Annotated in this window: 15 protein-coding genes; 11 read left to right on the top strand and 4 right to left on the bottom strand. The window is 71.0% G+C overall.

Annotation, left to right across the window (positions count from 1 at the left end):
* The first annotated feature begins 41 nt into the window (after positions 1-41).
* The 3 genes from AC1P0E_RS12630 (at position 42) to AC1P0E_RS12620 (ending at position 3,202) form a co-directional block, all read left to right on the top strand.
* The gene (locus tag AC1P0E_RS12630; protein ID WP_482742277.1) at positions 42-1,088 is read left to right on the top strand and encodes a hypothetical protein; all 1,047 of its coding nucleotides are present in this window, start codon (positions 42-44) and stop codon (positions 1,086-1,088) included.
* Between the two features lie 327 nt (positions 1,089-1,415).
* A complete protein-coding gene (locus AC1P0E_RS12625) occupies positions 1,416-2,135 on the top strand; it encodes an RNA polymerase sigma factor (RefSeq protein ID WP_482745737.1) in 720 nt (239 codons plus the stop codon).
* Complete coding sequence (locus tag AC1P0E_RS12620; protein ID WP_482742276.1) at positions 2,135-3,202, top strand: hypothetical protein; 1,068 nt, start codon at positions 2,135-2,137, stop codon at positions 3,200-3,202. The genes AC1P0E_RS12625 and AC1P0E_RS12620 overlap by 1 nt, the downstream gene beginning before the upstream one ends.
* 474 nt (positions 3,203-3,676) lie before the next feature.
* Here AC1P0E_RS12620 and AC1P0E_RS12615 read toward each other — a convergent pair whose 3' ends face one another.
* Positions 3,677-4,594, bottom strand: a complete 918-nt coding sequence (locus tag AC1P0E_RS12615; protein ID WP_482742275.1) for a L,D-transpeptidase family protein — start codon at positions 4,592-4,594, stop codon at positions 3,677-3,679.
* Between the two features lie 200 nt (positions 4,595-4,794).
* Here AC1P0E_RS12615 and AC1P0E_RS12610 point away from each other — a divergent pair, with 200 nt between their 5' ends.
* From AC1P0E_RS12610 to leuE, 3 genes are all read left to right on the top strand, one after another.
* Positions 4,795-6,375 (top strand): acyl-CoA mutase large subunit family protein, encoded by a 1,581-nt coding sequence (locus AC1P0E_RS12610; protein ID WP_482742274.1) that lies wholly within the window; start codon positions 4,795-4,797, stop codon positions 6,373-6,375.
* 85 nt (positions 6,376-6,460) lie between these two features.
* Positions 6,461-7,045: a Uma2 family endonuclease gene (locus AC1P0E_RS12605; RefSeq protein ID WP_482742273.1), complete on the top strand. Its 585-nt coding sequence runs from the start codon at positions 6,461-6,463 to the stop codon at positions 7,043-7,045.
* Between the two features lie 72 nt (positions 7,046-7,117).
* Complete coding sequence (leuE, locus tag AC1P0E_RS12600; RefSeq protein WP_482742272.1) at positions 7,118-7,774, top strand: leucine efflux protein LeuE; 657 nt, start codon at positions 7,118-7,120, stop codon at positions 7,772-7,774.
* A 4-nt stretch (positions 7,775-7,778) separates the two neighbouring features.
* Here leuE and AC1P0E_RS12595 read toward each other — a convergent pair whose 3' ends face one another.
* The gene (locus AC1P0E_RS12595) at positions 7,779-8,237 is read right to left on the bottom strand and encodes a MarR family winged helix-turn-helix transcriptional regulator (protein ID WP_482742271.1); all 459 of its coding nucleotides are present in this window, start codon (positions 8,235-8,237) and stop codon (positions 7,779-7,781) included.
* A gap of 337 nt (positions 8,238-8,574) precedes the next feature.
* Between AC1P0E_RS12595 and AC1P0E_RS12590 the strand changes: the two genes are divergently transcribed.
* Both AC1P0E_RS12590 and AC1P0E_RS12585 read left to right on the top strand, forming a co-directional pair.
* Positions 8,575-10,107 (top strand): glycosyltransferase family 29 protein, encoded by a 1,533-nt coding sequence (locus AC1P0E_RS12590; RefSeq protein ID WP_482742270.1) that lies wholly within the window; start codon positions 8,575-8,577, stop codon positions 10,105-10,107.
* A complete protein-coding gene (locus tag AC1P0E_RS12585) occupies positions 10,104-12,407 on the top strand; it encodes a glycosyltransferase (RefSeq protein ID WP_482742269.1) in 2,304 nt (767 codons plus the stop codon). The genes AC1P0E_RS12590 and AC1P0E_RS12585 overlap by 4 nt, the downstream gene beginning before the upstream one ends.
* Positions 12,408-12,460: 53 nt before the next feature.
* On the opposite strand, the gene AC1P0E_RS12580 is transcribed toward AC1P0E_RS12585, so the two are convergent.
* On the bottom strand, positions 12,461-13,795 hold the full coding sequence (locus AC1P0E_RS12580) for an alpha-2,8-polysialyltransferase family protein (RefSeq protein ID WP_482742268.1): 1,335 nt from the start codon (positions 13,793-13,795) through the stop codon (positions 12,461-12,463).
* The gene (locus tag AC1P0E_RS12575; protein ID WP_482742267.1) at positions 13,795-14,790 is read right to left on the bottom strand and encodes a glycosyltransferase family 2 protein; all 996 of its coding nucleotides are present in this window, start codon (positions 14,788-14,790) and stop codon (positions 13,795-13,797) included. The genes AC1P0E_RS12580 and AC1P0E_RS12575 overlap by 1 nt, the downstream gene beginning before the upstream one ends.
* A gap of 187 nt (positions 14,791-14,977) precedes the next feature.
* Here AC1P0E_RS12575 and AC1P0E_RS12570 point away from each other — a divergent pair, with 187 nt between their 5' ends.
* Genes AC1P0E_RS12570 through AC1P0E_RS12560 form a run of 3 tightly spaced genes read left to right on the top strand, consistent with a single transcriptional unit; the run spans position 14,978 to position 18,624 of the window.
* On the top strand, positions 14,978-16,270 hold the full coding sequence (locus AC1P0E_RS12570; protein WP_482742266.1) for a DUF6716 putative glycosyltransferase: 1,293 nt from the start codon (positions 14,978-14,980) through the stop codon (positions 16,268-16,270).
* Positions 16,267-17,670: a cytidylyltransferase domain-containing protein gene (locus tag AC1P0E_RS12565; RefSeq protein ID WP_482742265.1), complete on the top strand. Its 1,404-nt coding sequence runs from the start codon at positions 16,267-16,269 to the stop codon at positions 17,668-17,670. The genes AC1P0E_RS12570 and AC1P0E_RS12565 overlap by 4 nt, the downstream gene beginning before the upstream one ends.
* Before the next feature lie 27 nt (positions 17,671-17,697).
* Positions 17,698-18,624 (top strand): N-acetylneuraminate synthase family protein, encoded by a 927-nt coding sequence (locus AC1P0E_RS12560; RefSeq protein ID WP_214972066.1) that lies wholly within the window; start codon positions 17,698-17,700, stop codon positions 18,622-18,624.
* Positions 18,625-18,629: the final 5 nt, after the last annotated feature.

The raw sequence follows: 18,629 nt of genomic DNA, 5'->3' as shown, positions 1-18,629 counted from the left end.
GACGGGTATGGGAACGGGCACGGGCACGGAGACGGGCAGCGGTGGGTGAGGCGCCGGCCACGCCGGAAGTTGAGGCGTTGCTGGCCGCCGTACGCCGGTACGCGACCCGCCCCGGCGGGGCGAACGCGGTGTCGGGCGCGGTGTCGGGCGCCGAGCCGGGTGCGGAGTGGGGTGCGGTGCCGGGCGCCGAGGAAGCGGCGCTCGCCGCGTACCGGGAGGCGCGCGACTCCGGTGCGTACGCTTTTTCGGGGCGCTGGTGGCAGGCGCGCAGGCGCGACGACTGGCGGCCCTCGCGGCGGTGGCGCGGCGCACTGCCGGTCAGGGCCGCGTTCGCCTCGGCCGCGGCGACGGTGACGCTGGGCGGGGTGGCGCTGGCGGGCGGCACGGGGGTGATCCCGTCGCCGTTCGCGATCGGCGACGGCGGCTCGGGCGGCAGCGGGGCCGGTCCGGGGACGGCCACCACCCGCAGCAGTACCCCGGCGACGCCCGGCGCGGCGGGGGCGGCCGGGGCGAGCGCAGGGGGCCCGGTGGAGGAAGGCGCGGAGCGCCTCCCTTCGGCGGGCGTCACCCGCTCGGGCCCCGCGCGCCCGGCCCGGGCCCAGGACGACGTGGCGCACTGCGTCGCGTACCTCATGTCCCACGGGCGCTCCGCCTCCGGCCGCGGTACGGCTTCCGAGCGGCTGACGGCCGACGCCGCCGACGCCGGGCTGACGGTGGAGGCGTACTGCGAGGGCCTGCTGGCGGCGGAGAATCGGCAGCCGGGTCCGGGCACCGGCGACAAGGGCCCCGGCTCCACGAAGGCACCGTTCGACTCCAGGGCCCCCAAGCCGGGCGCGGCTTCCGGGGCGCCGCAGCCCCCGGCGAAGCCGGACGGCGACGGCGCCGGGGTTCCCGGGAACCCCGGCGATGCGGGGAATCCCGCCGGTCCGGGCAAGCCCGCCGGTCCGGGCAAGCCCGCCGGCAAGGAAGAAGCCGGCAAGGAAGAAGCCGGCAAGGAAGAAGCCGGCAAGGAAGAAGCCGGCACCGCCGACCGGTCGGGCGGGAACGGCACCCAGGGCCACGGCGATGGCGAATCCCGCACACGGTGAAGCCACGCCGTCGACGCCGGAAAGGACGTCGGGAGGGCCCGAGGGGAGGGGCGCGTCAGGGCTGAGTGGGGCCGCCGCCGGCCGTGGAAGGACGACCGGGGCCGCCACCCCCCACAGGAGAGGCCCCGGTCGCCGTCCGCGGACCGTGCGGCGGCCCGTACTACTCTCAGCGCCGGGGATGCGTTTTCTGTCACAGCGCTCTCTGTCAGCAGACAGTTGCACGTTGTACAAGCCGTGGACGCGACCCCTTCCAACGTCGTAGCGTGCTGACTCGCGCTGGGCTGCGCGGCAGTGGTGACCAGCTGCGACTTGGGACAGGTTGAGGGAGTGCTGGGGGACGACGCGGAGCTGACCGCCGCGGTGCTCGCGGCACAGGACGGGGACGAGAACGCCTTCCGTACTGTGTACCGCGCCGTGCACCCGCGGCTGTTGGGCTACATACGAACGCTGGTAGGCGACCCGGAGGCCGAGGACGTCGCCTCCGAGTCGTGGCTCCAGATAGCCCGCGATCTCGAAAGGTTCAGCGGGGACGCCGACCGGTTCCGGGGCTGGGCGGCGCGCATAGCGCGCAACCGCGCGCTCGACCACATCCGGATGCGGGGCAGGCGCCCCGTCGTCGGCGGCGACGAGACGGAACTCGCCACGAAGCCCGGCGCCTCCGACACCGCGGGCGAGGCGATGGAAGCCCTTGCGACCGGTGACACCCTCGCCCTCATCGCCCAGCTCCCGCAGGACCAGGCCGAGGCCGTCGTCCTGCGCGTCGTCGTCGGGCTCGACGCGAAGAGCGCGGCCCAGACCCTGGGCAAGCGCCCCGGCGCCGTACGGACCGCCGCGCACCGAGGCCTGAAGCGGCTGGCCGAGCTGCTGAACGCGGCGGACGCCGGCAGCCCCGAGGGCAGTGACGGCAGTGGCAGCGGTACGGTTGCGGGCCCGGCCGGTGGGAGGCCGGAGCTCGGCGGCGTACCGCCCCAGCGAGGTCCGCGCCCGGGCCGGGTGACGTCCGCCGGTGTGACGCATTCGCGCGTGCGGACGCAGAAGGACATGTGATGGCCGACGAGCGTTACGAGTGGCTCGACAAGGACGCGGCGGAGCGCCTGCTGCGCGGAGAACCTGTCGGGCCTGTCGGCGAACGCGCGCGCGCCCAGGCCGAGCGTCTGACCACCGCGCTGGACGGCGTGGCCCGGGCCGGCGGCCACGAGGCGGGCGAACTCCCTGGCGAGGCGGCCGCGCTGGCGGCGTTCCGCAAGGCCAGAGCCGCATCCCCCGAGGTCTGTTCCACGATCCGTATCGGACGCAAGGCGCCCGTGCCCGTGCCCGTGCGCTGGGCACGCCCCGTACGCCTCGGGCTGGCCGGGGCACTCGCCGGTGTCGCGCTCGGCGGCGTCGCGGTCGCGGCGGGCACCGGCGTACTGCCGAGCCCGTTCGGCCGCAGCGGCGACCCCGCGCCCGCGCCCGCGTCCTCCGTGTCCGCCGCCGCCACACCACCGCCTGCCACCCCGGGGGCCACCACCCCGGAACCGGGCGGCCCCGGCGGCCCCACACCGGACAGCACCGGCACCCCCGGCGGAGCGCACGAGACGCCGGGCAGCGGCAGCGGCGACGGAAACGGCGAAACCGGCGGTACGCACGAGTCCTCGCCGGGGTCGGACACCGGCGCATCACCCGCTCTCCCGGACTGGACCGGCGCCGCCACACCGGGAACGGGCGACGGCTCCGGGGCCCGTGACTGGTACGGCAAGACGGTCAAGGCCTGCCAGGACTACCGCGCCGGCAGCCTCGCCCCCGACCGCCAACGACGCCTGGAGGCGGCGGCCAAGGGCGCCGGCCGGGTGGAGCGGTTCTGCGACCGTGTGCTGGACGGCTCCGGTGAGGGCGCGGGGGAGGGGGACCGGGACCGGGACCCGAATTACGAAGGCGGCGACGGGGACGGCGAAGGCCGCGACGACGACGGCAAGAACGGCGGGAAGAACGGCGGCGGGTCGGACGGGCGTGACGGGAGCCAAGGAGCACCCCACGGCATCCACCGCGCCGTGCCGCCCATCTCGTACACCGTGCCGCCCACTTCGACGGCCGAACCGTCAGCCACGGTCGGCACCTCGCCCCAGCCCGGCTGACCCCGCCGCACTGCCTGCGGGGGCTGCGTCGGTTCTGGGCGTTGCGCTTTTTCGGGGGCTTCGGGGTCGGTGCCGCGCCGGGGCGTCTCCTCGGGCGTCGAACGTTCGGGTACGTCGGGTTTCGTTGGGGTGGTTGCGTTCGACGCCCTGCGGGGAGCGCCCCTGCACGTCCCCTCCCGGCACCGCGCATGCGAGACCGGGGGCCTGCGGGCGTGCCCCTGCACGTCCCCTCCCGGCACCGTGGAACGCGAGGCGGGGTCGGGGAGCCCGGAGTCCTGACCAGCGCTTTCGGTTTCGTGTCGGCGGTGGTGTGACGTTTTTCGAGTGGGTGACGCAGTACAGAGTGAGCCGACTGGTCATCGGCAGCGCGACGAGCCGGGGGTTCCCCCCGTACCTTCGGCTCCGCGCAACAGGCGCGGGCGGGACACGTTCCCCCGGTCCCGCCCGCGCCACTTAATTCTTCTCTTTCGCCGTCTACCAGTAGATGACGACCTTGTCGCCGTTGCGCACCTGCGCGAACAGGCTCGCGATCTTTCCCTCGTCCCGGACGTTGACACAGCCGTGCGACGCGCCGCTGTAGCCGCGGGCCGCGAAGTCGGACGAGTAGTGGACGGCCTGCCCGCCGCTGAAGAACAGGGCGTACGGCATGGGGCTGTCGTACAGCGTCGAAACGTGGTGCCGGGACTTCCAGTACACGCTGAACGTCCCCTCGCGGGTGGGCGTGTACTGGGATCCGAACCGCACGTCCATCGCCGACACCACCCGCCCCTCCACCATCCACGACAGCGTGCGGCTCGTCTTGCTGATGCACAGCACCCGGCCCGTCATGCAGCGCGGGTCGGGCTCGGCGACCGGGTTGGCGGTCGTCGGGTGCAGTTCGGCGCGCGTCGGCTTCCTGGTCATCCCGAGGAGCTTGTCCCAGGTGACGGTGTCGGTCGTGCCCGTACGGGGCAGGTCGCGCTTGGCCTGGAAGGACGACACGGCGGCAGCGGTGACAGTGGCGTAGTGGCCGGTGGGGGTGCGGTTGAAGTGGGCGATCTGGCGGAGCCTGGCCTGGAGTTCGCGTACTTGAGCTCCATCGGCTCCGTGCGTCAGCAGGATCTTCGGTGCTGGTGGTGCTGGTGGTGCTGGTGGTGCTGGTGGTGCTGGTGGTGCTGGTGGTGCTGGTGGTGGTGTGGGTGGCTCGTGGGGTGCCTTCGAGGTGCTCGCCGCCGGAGCTGCGCCGGGCGACGACTTCGCCGGCCCGTGGGCCGCAGCCGCCGCCGGCTTCGGTCCGCCCGGCGCCGTTCCCGGCCCGGTCGCCTGCGCCGTGCACCCCGCCGTCACGGCCATGACGGCGGCCACCGCCACCCCTCTGCGTATGGGGCCGCCGTACCGCTGCTTCTTGTCCATCCCCGCCCCCGGTGTCTCGTATCTCCCTGGAGACTGTTTTCCCGCTCTGCCCGGTTGCGAAAGCCCCCGCATGATGGGAAGAGCGACGTTGTGAGCAAGGTCCCAGCCTGCGGCTCTCCACCCGCCGCACGCCCGCCGCTACAGTCCGTCGCGAGGGTCGGTTAATTACCAGCCAGTACGTTCAGCGGGAGGCACAGCAGATGGCGCGCGAGTCGGAGTCGGGACTGCCTATTGAGCCGGTGTACGGGCCGGACGCCCTGGAGGGCTGGGACGCCCGGGAGAAGCTGGGCGAGCCCGGCTCGTACCCCTTCACCCGCGGCGTGTACCCGTCCATGTACACGGGCCGACCATGGACCATGCGCCAGTACGCCGGTTTCGGTACCGCCACCGAGTCCAACGCCCGCTACAAGCAGCTGATCGCAAACGGCACGATGGGCCTGTCGGTCGCCTTCGACCTGCCGACCCAGATGGGCCACGACAGCGACGCGGCGATCGCGAGCGGCGAGGTCGGCAAGGTCGGGGTCGCGATCGACTCGATCGACGACATGCGCGTCCTGTTCGGCGGCATCCCGCTGGACAAGGTCTCGACGTCGATGACGATCAACGCGCCGGCCGCGCTCCTGCTGCTGATGTACCAGCTGGTGGGCGAGGAGCAGGGCGTACCGGCCGACAAGATCACCGGCACGATCCAGAACGACGTGCTCAAGGAGTACATCGCGCGCGGGACGTACATCTTCCCGCCCAAGCCCTCCCTGCGCCTGATCGCGGACATCTTCAAGTACTGCAAGGCCGAGATCCCGAAGTGGAACACGATCTCGATCTCCGGCTACCACATGGCCGAGGCCGGTGCCTCGCCCGCGCAGGAGATCGCGTTCACGCTCGCCGACGGCATCGAGTACGTCCGTACGGCCGTCGCGGCGGGCATGGACGTCGACGACTTCGCGCCGCGCCTGTCCTTCTTCTTCGTCTCGCGTACGACGATCCTCGAAGAGGTCGCCAAGTTCCGTGCCGCACGCCGCATTTGGGCGAAGGTCATGCGTGACGAGTTCGGCGCGAAGAACCCCAAGTCGCTGATGCTGCGCTTCCACACGCAGACGGCCGGCGTGCAGCTGACCGCGCAGCAGCCGGAGGTCAACCTGGTGCGCGTCGCCGTCCAGGGACTGGCGGCCGTCCTCGGCGGCACGCAGTCGCTGCACACCAACTCCTTCGACGAGGCGATCGCGCTCCCGACCGACAAGAGCGCCCGCCTCGCGCTGCGCACGCAGCAGGTTCTCGCGTACGAGACGGACGTCACGGCCACCGTCGACCCGTTCGCAGGCTCGTACGTCGTCGAGAAGATGACGGACGAGGTCGAGGCCGCCGCGCTGGAGCTGATGGAGAAGGTCGAGGACATGGGCGGCGCGGTCAACGCGATCGAGCGCGGCTTCCAGAAGAACGAGATCGAGCGCAGCGCGTACCGCATCGCCCTGGAGACGGACAGCGGCGAGCGTGTCGTGGTCGGCGTGAACCGTTTCCAGCTGGAGACGGAGGAGCCGTACGAGCCGCTGCGCGTCGACCCCGCGATCGAGGCCCAGCAGGCGGCCCGCCTGGCGAAGCTGCGCGCGGAGCGCGACCAGGCGGCGGTGGACACGGCGCTGGTGGAGCTGAAGAAGGCGGCGGAGGGCACGGACAACGTGCTGTACCCGATGAAGGACGCACTGCGGGCGCGGGCGACGGTCGGCGAGGTGTGCAACGCGCTGCGGGAGGTGTGGGGGACGTACGTGCCGACGAACGCGTTCTGAGGGCTACCCCATCGGGTGACGCCGGGCGGTATTCCGGTGCCAGCGGCTACGCTCGTAGACAGTGATCCCTGAAGAAGGAGGTCCCGTGGCTGTAATAGAGCGTGAGATGACGACTGCCGAGGCTGCTGACCGTCTCTCCAGCTGGCTGCCCGGACACCGCGTGGAGATCCTCAAGGGGAGCATTCTTGTGACGCCACCGCCGGACGGTCCGCATCAGCTGACGCTGGCCGACGTGATTTACGAGTTCCGGCGGGCCGGAGGCAATGAAGCCGGTCTCCGGATGGGCCCTGGGATCGGTCTATGGCTGCCGACAGGGCCCGGTGACTACGCGATCCCGGACTTGTCCATCGTCGATGCCGACTTCCAGGACGCGCTCGTCGAGAAAAACTGCTATGCGCCCCACGTATTCCGCCTGGTCATGGAGGTCACCTCCGCGAATTGGGGTACTGACCCGAGGGCAAAGCCCGAGATCTACGCCGAGACACGCATTCCCGTGTACATCGTCGTGGACCGCAAGCATGACCAGGTCTTGGTGCACACCGACCCCGAGGGCGACAAGTACGGCACGGTCGCGACGTACAAGCGCGGCCAGTCGGTCCCTCTGCCGCGTTCCGTCGGCGTGACCCTGGAGCTATCGGCGGACCGCCTTCTCGACGGCGACCAGGACTGACAGCCGCCGCCCGCCCGCCTGGCATGTGAAACACAGAGGCGGAGTGTCGTACGTACATGCGACACTCCGCCCATGCTGGGTGTCACCGATCTGCCGACCTACCTCGTCGGGCTCGTCCTGATCATTCTTCTGCCGGGTCCTAATTCCCTCTACGTCCTGTCCGTCGCGGCGCGACGCGGCATACGCACGGGCTATACGGCCGCCGCGGGCGTGTGGTGCGGTGACGCCGTGCTGATGGTGCTGTCCGCCGCCGGTGTGGCCTCGCTGCTTCAGGCGAACCCGCTGCTGTTCGGGATCGTGAAGTACGCGGGCGCCGGCTATCTGACCTGGCTGGCGATCGGGATGCTGCGCGCGGCCTGGTCGATGTGGCGCAGCCGCCACGAGCGCACGGACACCGGTACGGAGGGCGCGGACGTGGCTCCGGCCGCCGAGCGTCCGTACCGCCGCGCGTTCGTGATCAGCCTGCTCAACCCGAAGGCGATCCTCTTCTTCATCTCCTTCTTCGTTCAGTTCGTCGACCCGGCGTACGCACACCCCGCGCTGTCTTTCGTCGTACTGGGCAGCCTCGCCCAGCTCGCGAGCGTCCTCTACCTCTCGGCCCTGATCTTCGGCGGCACCCGCCTGGCCGCCGCCTTCCGCCGCCGCAAGCGCTTGTCGGCGGGCGCGACCTCGGCGGCGGGGGCCCTGTTCCTGGGCTTCGCGGCCAAGCTGTCGGTCAGCAGCGTCTGACCACTCAGTGGTGCCAGGCCTGGCCGCCCGCGTTGTGGATCATGCGCTGGAGGACTTTGAGAGTACGTACGTACTCCTCGTCCGTGATGTCGGCGTGGATCTCCGTGCGCAGGACCTGCTGGCGCGCGGCGGTGGTTGCCTGGAGCGCCCGGCCCGCATCGGTGACGCGCAGGCGCTTGTCGTCGTCCTGGGTGATCAGGGCTCTGGCCGCGAGGGCGTCGATCTCGTCCTCCAGGGCGACGCCCACGTCCAGGTAGCCCTCCAGGAAGGCCACCACCTCCGCGCGCGGCCTGCCTCCTTCCGAATGGCCGACGAGCCGGCTGAGGACCCACCACTGAGGCTGGTTGAGGCCGAGTTCCGCGAGGGCGGCCCGGATGTGGGTGACGACCGCCTTGTGGGCCGCCCAGCTCCAGTAACCGATCGGCTGGCGCGCGAGTCCCGCGTCGTCGTGCGAGTACTCCATGGCTGGTCCTCATCTCCCTTGCCCGGCTGATGAGGACGACCGTAGGACCTCAAGAGCGCTTGAGGTCAACGGTGTTGTGCCGCGCCGAGTCCTACCCTGGCGATCATGTCGATACAGGTGCCGATCAGTGACGGGTTACGTTCCGTGCTGGGCACGCCCGCGAGGTCGCCGCACTGCGGCTCACCGCCGGGGCGCCGGGGTGCTGCGGCCAAGGGCCGCCCGGGCGGGGCAAGCAGTTTTCCCGGCCGACGAGGAGAGTTCACCCGGGGGTCGTGCGGGGTTCCTAGGGTGACGCGGACCCGCAACCTGTCAGCGGGGCGAAAGACCTTGGAGCATCATGACGAAGGCCCGCAACCGATGGCCGAGACCGCGCGACGGGGAGAACCCCACCGGCGCGCCGGACGGCCAGTCACCGCATGAGTCATCTGCCGGGATCAAGCCGATCGGGCTCGACGAATGCCTGCGCGCGTGCGCCGTGCACAGCGGCAAGCTGGTCGCCGGGCTGGATCGTCGGCGTACGGAACTGGCCGAGAGGTTGCGGCAGTTGCTGGCCGTCCAGGCCATGGCACAGGAGACGGCGCCCGGCCCCGCCGCCTCCGGTGCCACCGCCCTCATCCGGCGTGCCGCCAAAGGCACGGCCGCCGGTCCCGCCGACGCGCTGAGCGGTGAGCTGCTCGACGCGCTGCTGGCCGTCGGAAGCAAGGCTCTGGAGTGCGGTTACGACGACGAGCTGAGGCTGGCCATGGTCATCAGCGACACCGTGCTGACCCGGCGGCAGAACTCGCGGGCCGGGTGGCGGCTGCGCGCGCGGACGCTGGAGGCCATCGGGGACGAGGCCGCCACCGTCGAGGCGTACGAGCGCTACCTCAGCCTCACGGACGACGACGGGTTCGGGGTCGCACCCAAGATCGCCGGTATGCGGGTCGGCGGGCGGCGGCAGGACGAGCTGCTGCGGCTGCTGGAGCGCGAGTGCCCGAGGGCCGGGAAGTACTCCGCCGGGCCCGCCACCGATGTCTGGGCCGAAGGGCTCGCGCTGCACGGGCGTGGGGAGTGGGAACAGGGCGAGGCGCGGCTCGTCGGTGCGCTGCTTGCCATGGAGCGGGGCAAAAGCCCTGGGCAGGAGATCCAGGCGGCTGTCGGTCAGTATCTCGACCTGCGGATCGGGGCCAATGGGGGTGAGGCCTCCGGACTGCGGGAGCTCATCACGCTCTACGCCGAGCAGCGCAGGAACCGCATGCGGGGGCCGGTCGCCGACCCGACCTTCGGCGGGGTGGAGTGGATCAGCCTGGGGGAGTTCCGGAACCAGATCGCCGGCAAGGCCATCTGCCTCATAGCCAACTCTCAGCGGGTGGGGCGCAGCTCGCTGGGAAGTGAGATCGACGCCTACGACCTCGTCGTCCGCTTCAACTCGTACAAAATCGACGCGGCGGCGACCGGCCGGCGTACGGACATCCACGCCACCATCCACAAGCACGGCTTCAACTGGGACCAGCCGGTGATGACGCGGCTGGTGTTCGGCGGCGTCTCCGGCGACTGGAAGCACTCGCTGCGCAACCGGCTGGTGCCGGGCGCCCAGAAGTACCTCGGCGACGAGTCGCTGCGCTGGCCGCTGCGCAATGTCGGCAAGGTCGGGACGGATGTGTGGTCGTCCATCCCCACCAGCGGTTTCAACATGCTGTGGCTGCTGGATTTCCTGGATGTCAGCCCGACGCTCGACCTCATCGGCTTCGACTTCTACGAGAGCGGCGCCTACCGCCTCCAGGAGGCGATGCGCATGCCCATCACCTCCGTGCACGAATACACCAGCGAAAAGGCGTGGGTCATGGAACGCGCCCAGAGCGTCAGTGACATGAGGATCTCCCTGCGATGACATCCACCACCAGTGCCCTCACCGGCAAGCGCCGCATCGCCTTCGCCGGCTTCGTCGACGAGAACTACCTGCCCGGCTTCCTCGTGCTCCTGCGTAGTCTCGCACTGTCGAATCCCGGGCTGTGCGAGGACTTCATCGTCCTGCACGACGATCTGAAGCCCTCGTCCGTCGCCCGAATACGGGCCCTGCACCCGCGCATCGAGCTGCGCCGCGTCGATGCGGCGCGCTACGACTCGTACGCCAAGGGGGACCAGGACAACTACCTGGTCCGCAAGGCCTACTTCATCCTCGACGTCTTCCGCATCCGCGACTACGACACCGTGATCACCCTGGACACCGACATGGTGGTGCTGGGGGATTTGGGTGAACTGCTGAAGCTGCGCGAAGGGCTGGCCGCCGTACCGCAGTTCTTCTACGGGCAGCACAAGCTCAACAGCGGGCTGCTGGTGATTCAGCGCGAGTATCTGAGTGATGAGTTCTGCGCTCGCATCGACCAGGTCGGCCGCAGCGGGGACTACGAGCTCGACAAGCACGACCAGGGCATCCTCAACGCCGTACTCGACGGGGACTTCGTCCAGCTCGACGCCCGCTACAACTTCGTCAAGCGGCGGCTGTCCGGCGACCTGCCCGTGCCGGACGACACCGCGATCCTGCACTTCACCGGGCGGCACAAGCCCTGGCAGGGCGGCGAGTCGGGATACGCCAAGGCCGAGGAACGCTGGCGCGAGTTCGAGTTTTCCGACGCGCAGTTCCACGCCGCCTACCTGGCGCTGGGCAAGGGCTTGCACCACGACCTGCTCGTGCACTTCGGCACCCCGCACGTCGAGCGTACGAGTGATGTCGAAAGCGCCCGCAGAGTCGCCGCCGCCCACATCGCGGCGGGCGAGTACCAGGAAGCGGTGGACCTGCTCGGGCGCGTACGCATCCCGCTGGACTCGGCCTGGCCGCACGAGGTGCTGGGCCACGCGCTGATGAGCGTCTCGCGTTACGACGAGGCCCGGGCGCAGCTGCTGCTGGCCACCGCCGCCCCGAACCGGGCCGCCACCGCCTTCGGCCGGCTCGCCCAGATCGCCTGGATCCACGGCGACGACGAAGCGGCGCAGCAGCACGCGCTCGACGGGCTGCGGGTCGACCCGACCCACCGCGCGAGCCGGCTGATGCAGCGGCGTACTCAGAGCCCGCAGGCTCCGCAGGAGGGGGTGGCGGCCGAGCAGCTCGCGCACGTCGCCTTCTACATGGAGCGGCAGGGCAACGCGGGTGACAAGCTGCTGCCGGAGAGCGTACGGCTGGCCTTCGACGCCGACACCGGCCCGCGCGCCTGGCACTCGGTCCACGCCCACCGGCTCTTCGACGAGGCGGCCCTGGAGCGGGTCAACGCCCGGCGCGGCCTGGTCATCGGCGGCGGCGGACTGTTCATCCCCGACACCGCGCCCAACGGCAACAGCGCCTGGCAGTGGAACGTCCCGGACGGGCTGCTGAACCGTATCGACGTACCCGTCATGGTGTACGCCGTCGGCTTCAACGCATTCGACGGCCAGTCCTACCGCGCCGGGCGCTTCAACACCGCCCTGCGCGCCCTCGTCGAGCGCGCCTCCTTCTTCGGGCTGCGAAACCACGGCTCGATCGAGAAGGTACGCGCGCTGCTCCCCGCCGAGCTGCACGACAAGGTGCGCTTCCAGCCCTGCCCGACCACTGTCACCCGGCAGCTGGTCGACGGCTGGACCGACCCGCTCGACCGTGAGAACACCGTGCTGATCAACGCGGCGTACGACCGGGCGGGCCTGCGCTTCGGGCACGACTACGGCCACTTCCTCGCCGAGATGGCGAAGGCGGTGCGGGTGCTCGGCGCGCACGCCGAGGTGAAGTGCGTGGCGCACTCGCTGGACGACGAGAAGATCGCGTTCGACCTGCGGCGCGAGCACGGCGTCTCGCTGCCGGTCATCCCGATGTACGACTTCGACAACGACGCGATCAGGGACACGTACGCCCGCACCAAGCTGGTCATCGGGATGCGCGGCCACGCGGGGATGATCCCGTTCGGCTGCGGTACGCCGATCATCAGCCTCATCTCGCACCCGAAGATGGCGTACTTCCTGTCCGACATCGACCGGCCCGAGTGGGGCATCTCCGTACACGACAAGAACCTCGGCGCGGTACTGACCGAGCGCGCGCTGGGGTTGCTGGACGACCACGCGGCGTCGGTGGCCGACGTGCACGGCCGGCAGCAGGAGCTGTGGAAGGTGACCGAGGCGAACGCGGCGGATCTGAGGGTGATCCTCGGGCGCCGCCCGGCTGCCTGAGTACGAACGGAGGGCGGGCCACTGACCAGTGGCCCGCCCTCCGCCGGTTTGCCTCAGCTGGTCGCCGCCCTCCGCAGCGCCGCCTTCTTCAGGGACCGCGCCCTGCGCACCACCCGCCGCAGCCCCGGGCTGCGCGGGATGAAGGCGAACTTCCTCGGGATCGCGCCCGGCAGCGCCAGCGTCGTCAGCCGGCGGCGCTTGAAATACCGCCAGGTGCCGCCCTTGAGGTGCTGGGCGAGGAAGCGTTCGGCCGCCGGCCGCAGGTCGGCGCGGATCTGCGGCTGCATCGCGAAGCCGACCGCCCGCAGGAGTCCGGCCAGGTCGTCCGGAGCGGGCTGCGAGGCGCCTTCCGCCAGGTCGGGGACGAGCGCGTCGACGATCGTGACCGGTACGCGGTTGCTGTTCTGGTACGGCGAGAGGCGTTCCAGCAGTACGTCGGTCCCGGTCCGGGCCACCGGGATCTCGTAGAACGTGCTTGCCGTCATCAGCGCCGTCGAGAAGCACCCGACCACCAGCGCGGGACGGAACCGCTGGTAGAGCACCTCGGCCAGTACCGGGCTGTCCAGGACGGTGAGTTCGACACCGAGCGTCCGTGCCTCGCGCTCCAGCAGCCGCGACCAGCGGGCCGGGGCGGTGGGGTGCGGCTTGAAGACGATCTGCCGGTGGCCACGGGCGACCGCCCCGCGCAACATCGTGACATGGAGGTTCTCCTCCTCCTCGGCGGTGAGGATCGACAGCGCGGAAAGATACTGGCCGAGGAGGAGAGCCGAGTCGGCCGGCAGGTCCAAGTCGCTCTCGTCGCCCGTCAGTTCGGTCAGGACCTTGAGGAAGGCCTCCGTCGGTACGAGCTCCGGCGGTACGTCGAATTCCCCCAGCAGCAGCGGAGTCAGGCCCGGCACCAGGTCCAGGTGAAGCAGACGGCGTACGCGCGTGCCGACCAGCGGGTCGATCTTGTTGCGGGTCGGGCCGTAGCTCATCAGCCCGTCGGCGTACACCTCGACCGGCGCGTCGGTGAACAGCTGGGCGAGTGCCAGCGCCGGGTTGACCTGGATGGACTCGACGAACAGCTCCACGGTGTCGTCGCCGAGCCCCCACAGCAGCCGCAAGTGGCGTTCCCACAGCGGGATGTCGTCCGTGCGCGGGGACCAGGCGCCGGGGTGGAAGGGGGCGATGGTCTCGTTCCAGGACAGTACGTCGTCGAAGCGGCCCCGCAGCCGCTCGAAGCCCGGCATCTCGTCGAGGGCGGGCGTCGTCTCGGGTGTCGTGGCGTTGTTGCTGACGAGGAGCAGCCGCCGCCCGGCCGGACCGAAGCAGTCGCTGTCGATCGCGGCGGCGAGCGTGGCGGCGCCGTACAGCGTGGAGGCGAAGAAGATCTGCGTGGTGGGCATCAGGCAGCGACCTCCGGCGCGGCGGCCGAGCCGGCGGGCGCGGGACGGCGGCGCAGACGGCGCAGTCGCCCCGAACGCTCCATGTCCATGGAATCCAGCGCGTCCTTGAGGAAATCCTGCGGCATCCGCTTGAGCGCCGCCGTACTCATCGTCCGCAATTTCCGTGCCACGGCCGGTTCGAACCTTTCGATGCTTCCCAGGTGGTGGGAAATGATGGCGCAGTACGTGCGTACGGCTTTGGGGAGCAGCCGGTCCGCGTCCGGGTCCTTCGCCGTTTCCTCGATGACCTGGTCGAAGGCCCGGATGAAATCGAGCTGCCGTACGTCGCCGATCTGCGTCAGCGAGGACGAGACGCCCCGCCGGTAGAAGACGCCCAGCGTGCCGAGCGCCGCGAAGCTCTCGGCCTCACGGTGCAGCCGCCAGATCCACGGCCGGTCCTCGGCCGTGCGCAGGCCGTCGGTGAAGTGCAGCAGCCCCCGGTCGGCGAGCCTGCGGTGGTACATGCCGGCCCACGCGAACGCGTAGTCGACGGACGTGGAGCGGCTGGCGGGCAGGATCGCGTCGCGGGGCGACATGACGACGCCGCGCCTGCCGTGCGGGACACGGTGGACCGTGCGCGTACGCCCGGTGCACTGCACATGGTCCGTACGCACGAAGTCGCAGCCCAGCTCCTCCATGGCGGCGAGGAGACGCGCGTAATGGCCGGGGGCCAGCCAGTCGTCGCCGTCGAGGAAGGTCAGGTACTCGCCGCGCGCCGCGTCGAGTCCGGTGTTGCGGGCGGTGGCCAGGCCACCGTTGGTCTCGTGTCTGACCAGGACCGCCCCCGGGAGCTCGCGCTCGGCGCGCTGGAGGATCTCCGGCGTTCCGTCGGTCGAACAATCGTCGACGAGGATGAACTCGAAGTCCTCGCGGGCGTTCGCGCGCAGGCTTCGAAGGGTGTCCGGGGCGTATGTCTGCACGTTGAAGAACGGCACGACGACAGAGAGCTTGACCACCTCGGCGACGCTAGGGCGTGCCACGGCATTCGTTGCGACCCCCGGAGAGATGGCGGGTGAACGAAGAATGGCGGAATGGTTAACCTGCCTGCTTTCCGGGCGCCGACGCCGATCGTCGATGTGCTGTTAACCGTTTGTTGCGGCTGAGTTGGGCCGTCAATCGGAATGCGTCCCTAGTTTCTTCGGTGTGCCAGCAAGTACCAGCAAAGCCCTGCGGATCGCCGTCATCGCCGATTCCGATACGCGATGGAAATGGGGCGCCCTCACCGCCCGCCGTATCGCGCCGGAATCCCGGATCGACGGATTCCTGCTGCGCGGCCGGGCCACCCCCACACCGCGCCAGCTCGCCGAGGTCGGCGTGCCGGTCGACGGTGTGCGGGAAGTGACCGCCGCCGAATTCATCGGGGAGGTCGAGCACGAGCCGTACGACGTCGTCCTGCTCGCCCTCGTCGGGGGAGCCGTACAGGCGATGCTGCACGGCCTCGCGCCGCTGTGGCCGGGCACCGAGCGCCGGCCCGTCATCGGCACCGGCTACGTCGGCGTCGTCTACGAGAAGCTGGCGGACGGGCTGCTGCTGCGCCACGGCGCGGACATCGTCATCGCCAACTCGCGCCATGACGCGGAACGTTTCCGCGCGGTGTACGAAGGAGTGGGCGCCGACGCCTCGGCCGTGACGGAGGCCGCGCTGCCGTTCCTCGGCGGTGACAGCTACACGGGTACGGACACGCGCACCGTCGTCTTCGCCGCCCAGCCCTCCGTTCCGCAGTCCCGCGCCGACCGCGCCTACCTGCTGCGCAGGCTCGTCCAGCACGCCCGGCTGCACCCCGGCCGCGAGGTGCTGCTCAAGCTCCGCAGCAAGCCGGGCGAGCACACCACGCACATCGAGGAACTGCCCTACCAGAAGCTGGTGGCCCGGACCGAAGGCGGAGTTCCGCCCAACTTCCGCCTCGTGTACGGGCACATGGGCGAGGTCCTGGACCGCACCGACCTCCTGGTCACGGTCAGCTCGACCGCCGCGCTGGAGTCCCTGCACCGCCGCATCCCGACCGCCGTCCTCACCGACCTGGGCGTGCGCGAGGTCCTCGGCAACCACCACTTCCTGGGCTCCGGATGCCTGGCCTCCTGGGACCAGCTGGACGCCGGTCACCGGCCGCGGGCCGACGAGGAGTGGCTCGCGGCGCAGGGAGTGGCCGCGGACGGCTCGTACGAGACCGCCTTCGACGCCGTTCGCAAGCGGGTCACCGCACTCCTGGAGCGCCCCGGCCTCCCGCCGATCGCCCCCTACTACACCTCCGCCACCGCGCCGGGCTACCTCCCCGGCATCCTCGCCCGCCACCGCCTCGACGGCACGCGGACCACCACCGACGTCACCGGCGTACGCCGCGTCCTGCGCGACGCCGTACGGGAGGCGGCGCGGGGGGCGTACCGCCACGGGGTGCAGCGCGTGGCGCCCGTAATCCGCCGCATGGGAGAACTATGAGCAGCCGGCCGCAGACCGACACCGAGCCCGTACGCCGCGTACTGGCCGTGATCCCCGCTCGCGGCGGATCCAAGGGAGTACCGGCGAAGAACCTCGCCCCGGTCGGGGGCGTGCCGCTCGTGGCGCGCGCCGTCCGGGCGTGCCTGGGCGCCGGCCACGTCACGGACGTCGTGGTCTCCACCGACGACCCCGCCATCGCGGCGGCGGCGCGGGGCGCCGGCGCCGAAGTGGCGCTGCGCCCGGCGGACATCGCGGGGGACACGGCGACCAGCGAGGCGGCCGTACTGCACGCCATGGACACCCACGAGGCGACGCACGGCGCGGTGGTGGACGTGGTGCTGCTGGTGCAGTGCACAAGCCCGTTCCTGACCAGCGAGGACGTCGACGGCGTCTGCGTGGCGGTCGTCGAGGACGGCTCGGACACGGCCCACACGGTGGCCCCGTTCCACGGCTTCGTGTGGCGCGAGGCCGAGGAGAGCCCGACGGGCGCCGACACGGCAGCCCATGCGGCGGCCACGGCCGCCGAGGCACTCTCTGGCGCGGGTGGCGGCCCGGGCGCCATGGTGGGCCACTCCGCGACTGCCGGCGCGGAGGGCGGCCCGGGCGCCACTGGAGGCCACCCCACCGCCGCCGCAGGCGGCACCGGCGTCAACCACGACAAGAGCTTCCGCCCCCGTCGCCAGGACCGTCCGCAGGACTTCCTGGAGACCGGTGCGGCGTACGCCATGGACGCGGCCGGATTCCGGAAGGCCGGGCACCGCTTCTTCGGGCGGACCGCGCTCGTCGTCACGGACCCGGCCCGCGTCCTGGAGATCGACGACCCCCACGACCTGGCCCGCGCCCGCGCCCTGGCGCCGCTGCTCGACGCACCGGGCACCGACCTCCCCACCCGCGACGACATCGACGCGGTGGTCATCGACTTCGACGGCACCCAGACCGACGACCGGGTGCTGATCGACTCCGAAGGACGCGAACTCGTCGCCGTGCACCGCGGCGACGGGCTCGGCATCGCGGCCCTGCGCAACTCGGGGCTCAAGCTGCTGATCCTGTCCACGGAACAGAACGCGGTCGTCGCCGCACGGGCCCGCAAGCTGCGCATCCCCGTGCTCCACGGCATCGACCGCAAGGACCTCGCCCTCAAGCAGTGGTGCGAGGAGCAGGGCGTCGCGCCCGAGCGCGTGCTCTACGCCGGCAACGACGTCAACGACCTGTCCTGCCTGGCCCTCGTGGGCTGGCCGGTCGCGGTCGCCAACGCCCACGACACGGTCCGCGGCGCAGCCCGTGCCGTCACGGCCGTCCCGGGCGGCGAAGGCGCGATCCGCGAGATCGCCACCTGGATCCTCGGCCCGTCCCTCGGCCCGTCCCTCAGCCCCACCCCGTCCCTCGCCCCCACCCCGTAACTCACCTCCCGTTAGGAAAAGAACCACATGAGCACCAACTCGCGCCTGCGTACCCTCGGTTCCAAGACCGCGGGCCCCGGCCACCCCGTCTACGTCACCGGCGAGATCGGCATCAACCACAACGGCGACATCGAGAACGCCTTCGCGCTCATCGACGCCGCCGCCGACGCCGGCTGCGACGCGGTCAAGTTCCAGAAGCGCACCCCGGAGATCTGCACCCCGCGCGACCAGTGGGACATCGAGCGCGACACCCCGTGGGGCCGCATGACGTACATCGACTACCGTCACCGCGTCGAGTTCGGCGAGGACGAGTACCGCGCCATCGACGAGTACTGCAAGAAGCGCGGCATCGACTGGTTCGCCTCCCCGTGGGACACCGAGGCCGTCGCCTTCCTGGAGAAGTTCGACGTACCGGCCCACAAGGTCGCCTCCGCGTCCCTCACGGACGACGAGCTGCTGCGCTCGCTGCGCGCGACCGGCCGCACGGTCATCCTCTCCACCGGCATGTCGACGCCGCAGCAGATCCGCCACGCCGTCGAGGTGCTGGGCAGCAGCAACATCCTGCTCTGCCACGCCACTTCGACGTACCCGGCGAAGGCCGAGGAGCTCAACCTGCGCGTGATCAACACACTCCAGGCCGAGTACCCCAACGTCCCGATCGGCTACAGCGGCCACGAGACCGGCCTGCAGACGACGCTCGCCGCCGTCGCCCTCGGCGCCGCGTTCGTCGAGCGCCACATCACCCTCGACCGCGCCATGTGGGGCTCCGACCAGGCCGCCTCCGTCGAGCCGGGCGGCCTGACCCGCCTGGTCCGCGACATCCGCACCATCGAGGCCTCCCTCGGTGACGGCGTCAAGAAGGTGTACGAGTCCGAGCTCGGCCCGATGAAGAAGCTGCGCCGCGTCGCGGGCGTCGTCGCCGAGGGCGCCGACCGCGAGCCCGTCGCGGTCTGACCGGA

The organism is Streptomyces sp. TRD_SC_5, assembly GCF_056836825.1.
This window is presented reverse-complemented; position numbering and strand designations above follow the sequence as displayed.

Coding starts and splice junctions, on each gene's coding strand:
- AC1P0E_RS12620 (WP_482742276.1), top strand. CDS start 2,135: ATGGCCGACGAGCGTTACGAGTGGCTCGACAAGGACGCGGCGGAGCGC.
- AC1P0E_RS12615 (WP_482742275.1), bottom strand. CDS start 4,594: ATGGACAAGAAGCAGCGGTACGGCGGCCCCATACGCAGAGGGGTGGCG.
- AC1P0E_RS12610 (WP_482742274.1), top strand. CDS start 4,795: ATGGCGCGCGAGTCGGAGTCGGGACTGCCTATTGAGCCGGTGTACGGG.
- leuE (WP_482742272.1), top strand. CDS start 7,118: ATGCTGGGTGTCACCGATCTGCCGACCTACCTCGTCGGGCTCGTCCTG.
- AC1P0E_RS12595 (WP_482742271.1), bottom strand. CDS start 8,237: ATGGAGTACTCGCACGACGACGCGGGACTCGCGCGCCAGCCGATCGGT.
- AC1P0E_RS12590 (WP_482742270.1), top strand. CDS start 8,575: ATGACGAAGGCCCGCAACCGATGGCCGAGACCGCGCGACGGGGAGAAC.
- AC1P0E_RS12585 (WP_482742269.1), top strand. CDS start 10,104: ATGACATCCACCACCAGTGCCCTCACCGGCAAGCGCCGCATCGCCTTC.
- AC1P0E_RS12580 (WP_482742268.1), bottom strand. CDS start 13,795: ATGCCCACCACGCAGATCTTCTTCGCCTCCACGCTGTACGGCGCCGCC.
- AC1P0E_RS12565 (WP_482742265.1), top strand. CDS start 16,267: ATGAGCAGCCGGCCGCAGACCGACACCGAGCCCGTACGCCGCGTACTG.
- AC1P0E_RS12560 (WP_214972066.1), top strand. CDS start 17,698: ATGAGCACCAACTCGCGCCTGCGTACCCTCGGTTCCAAGACCGCGGGC.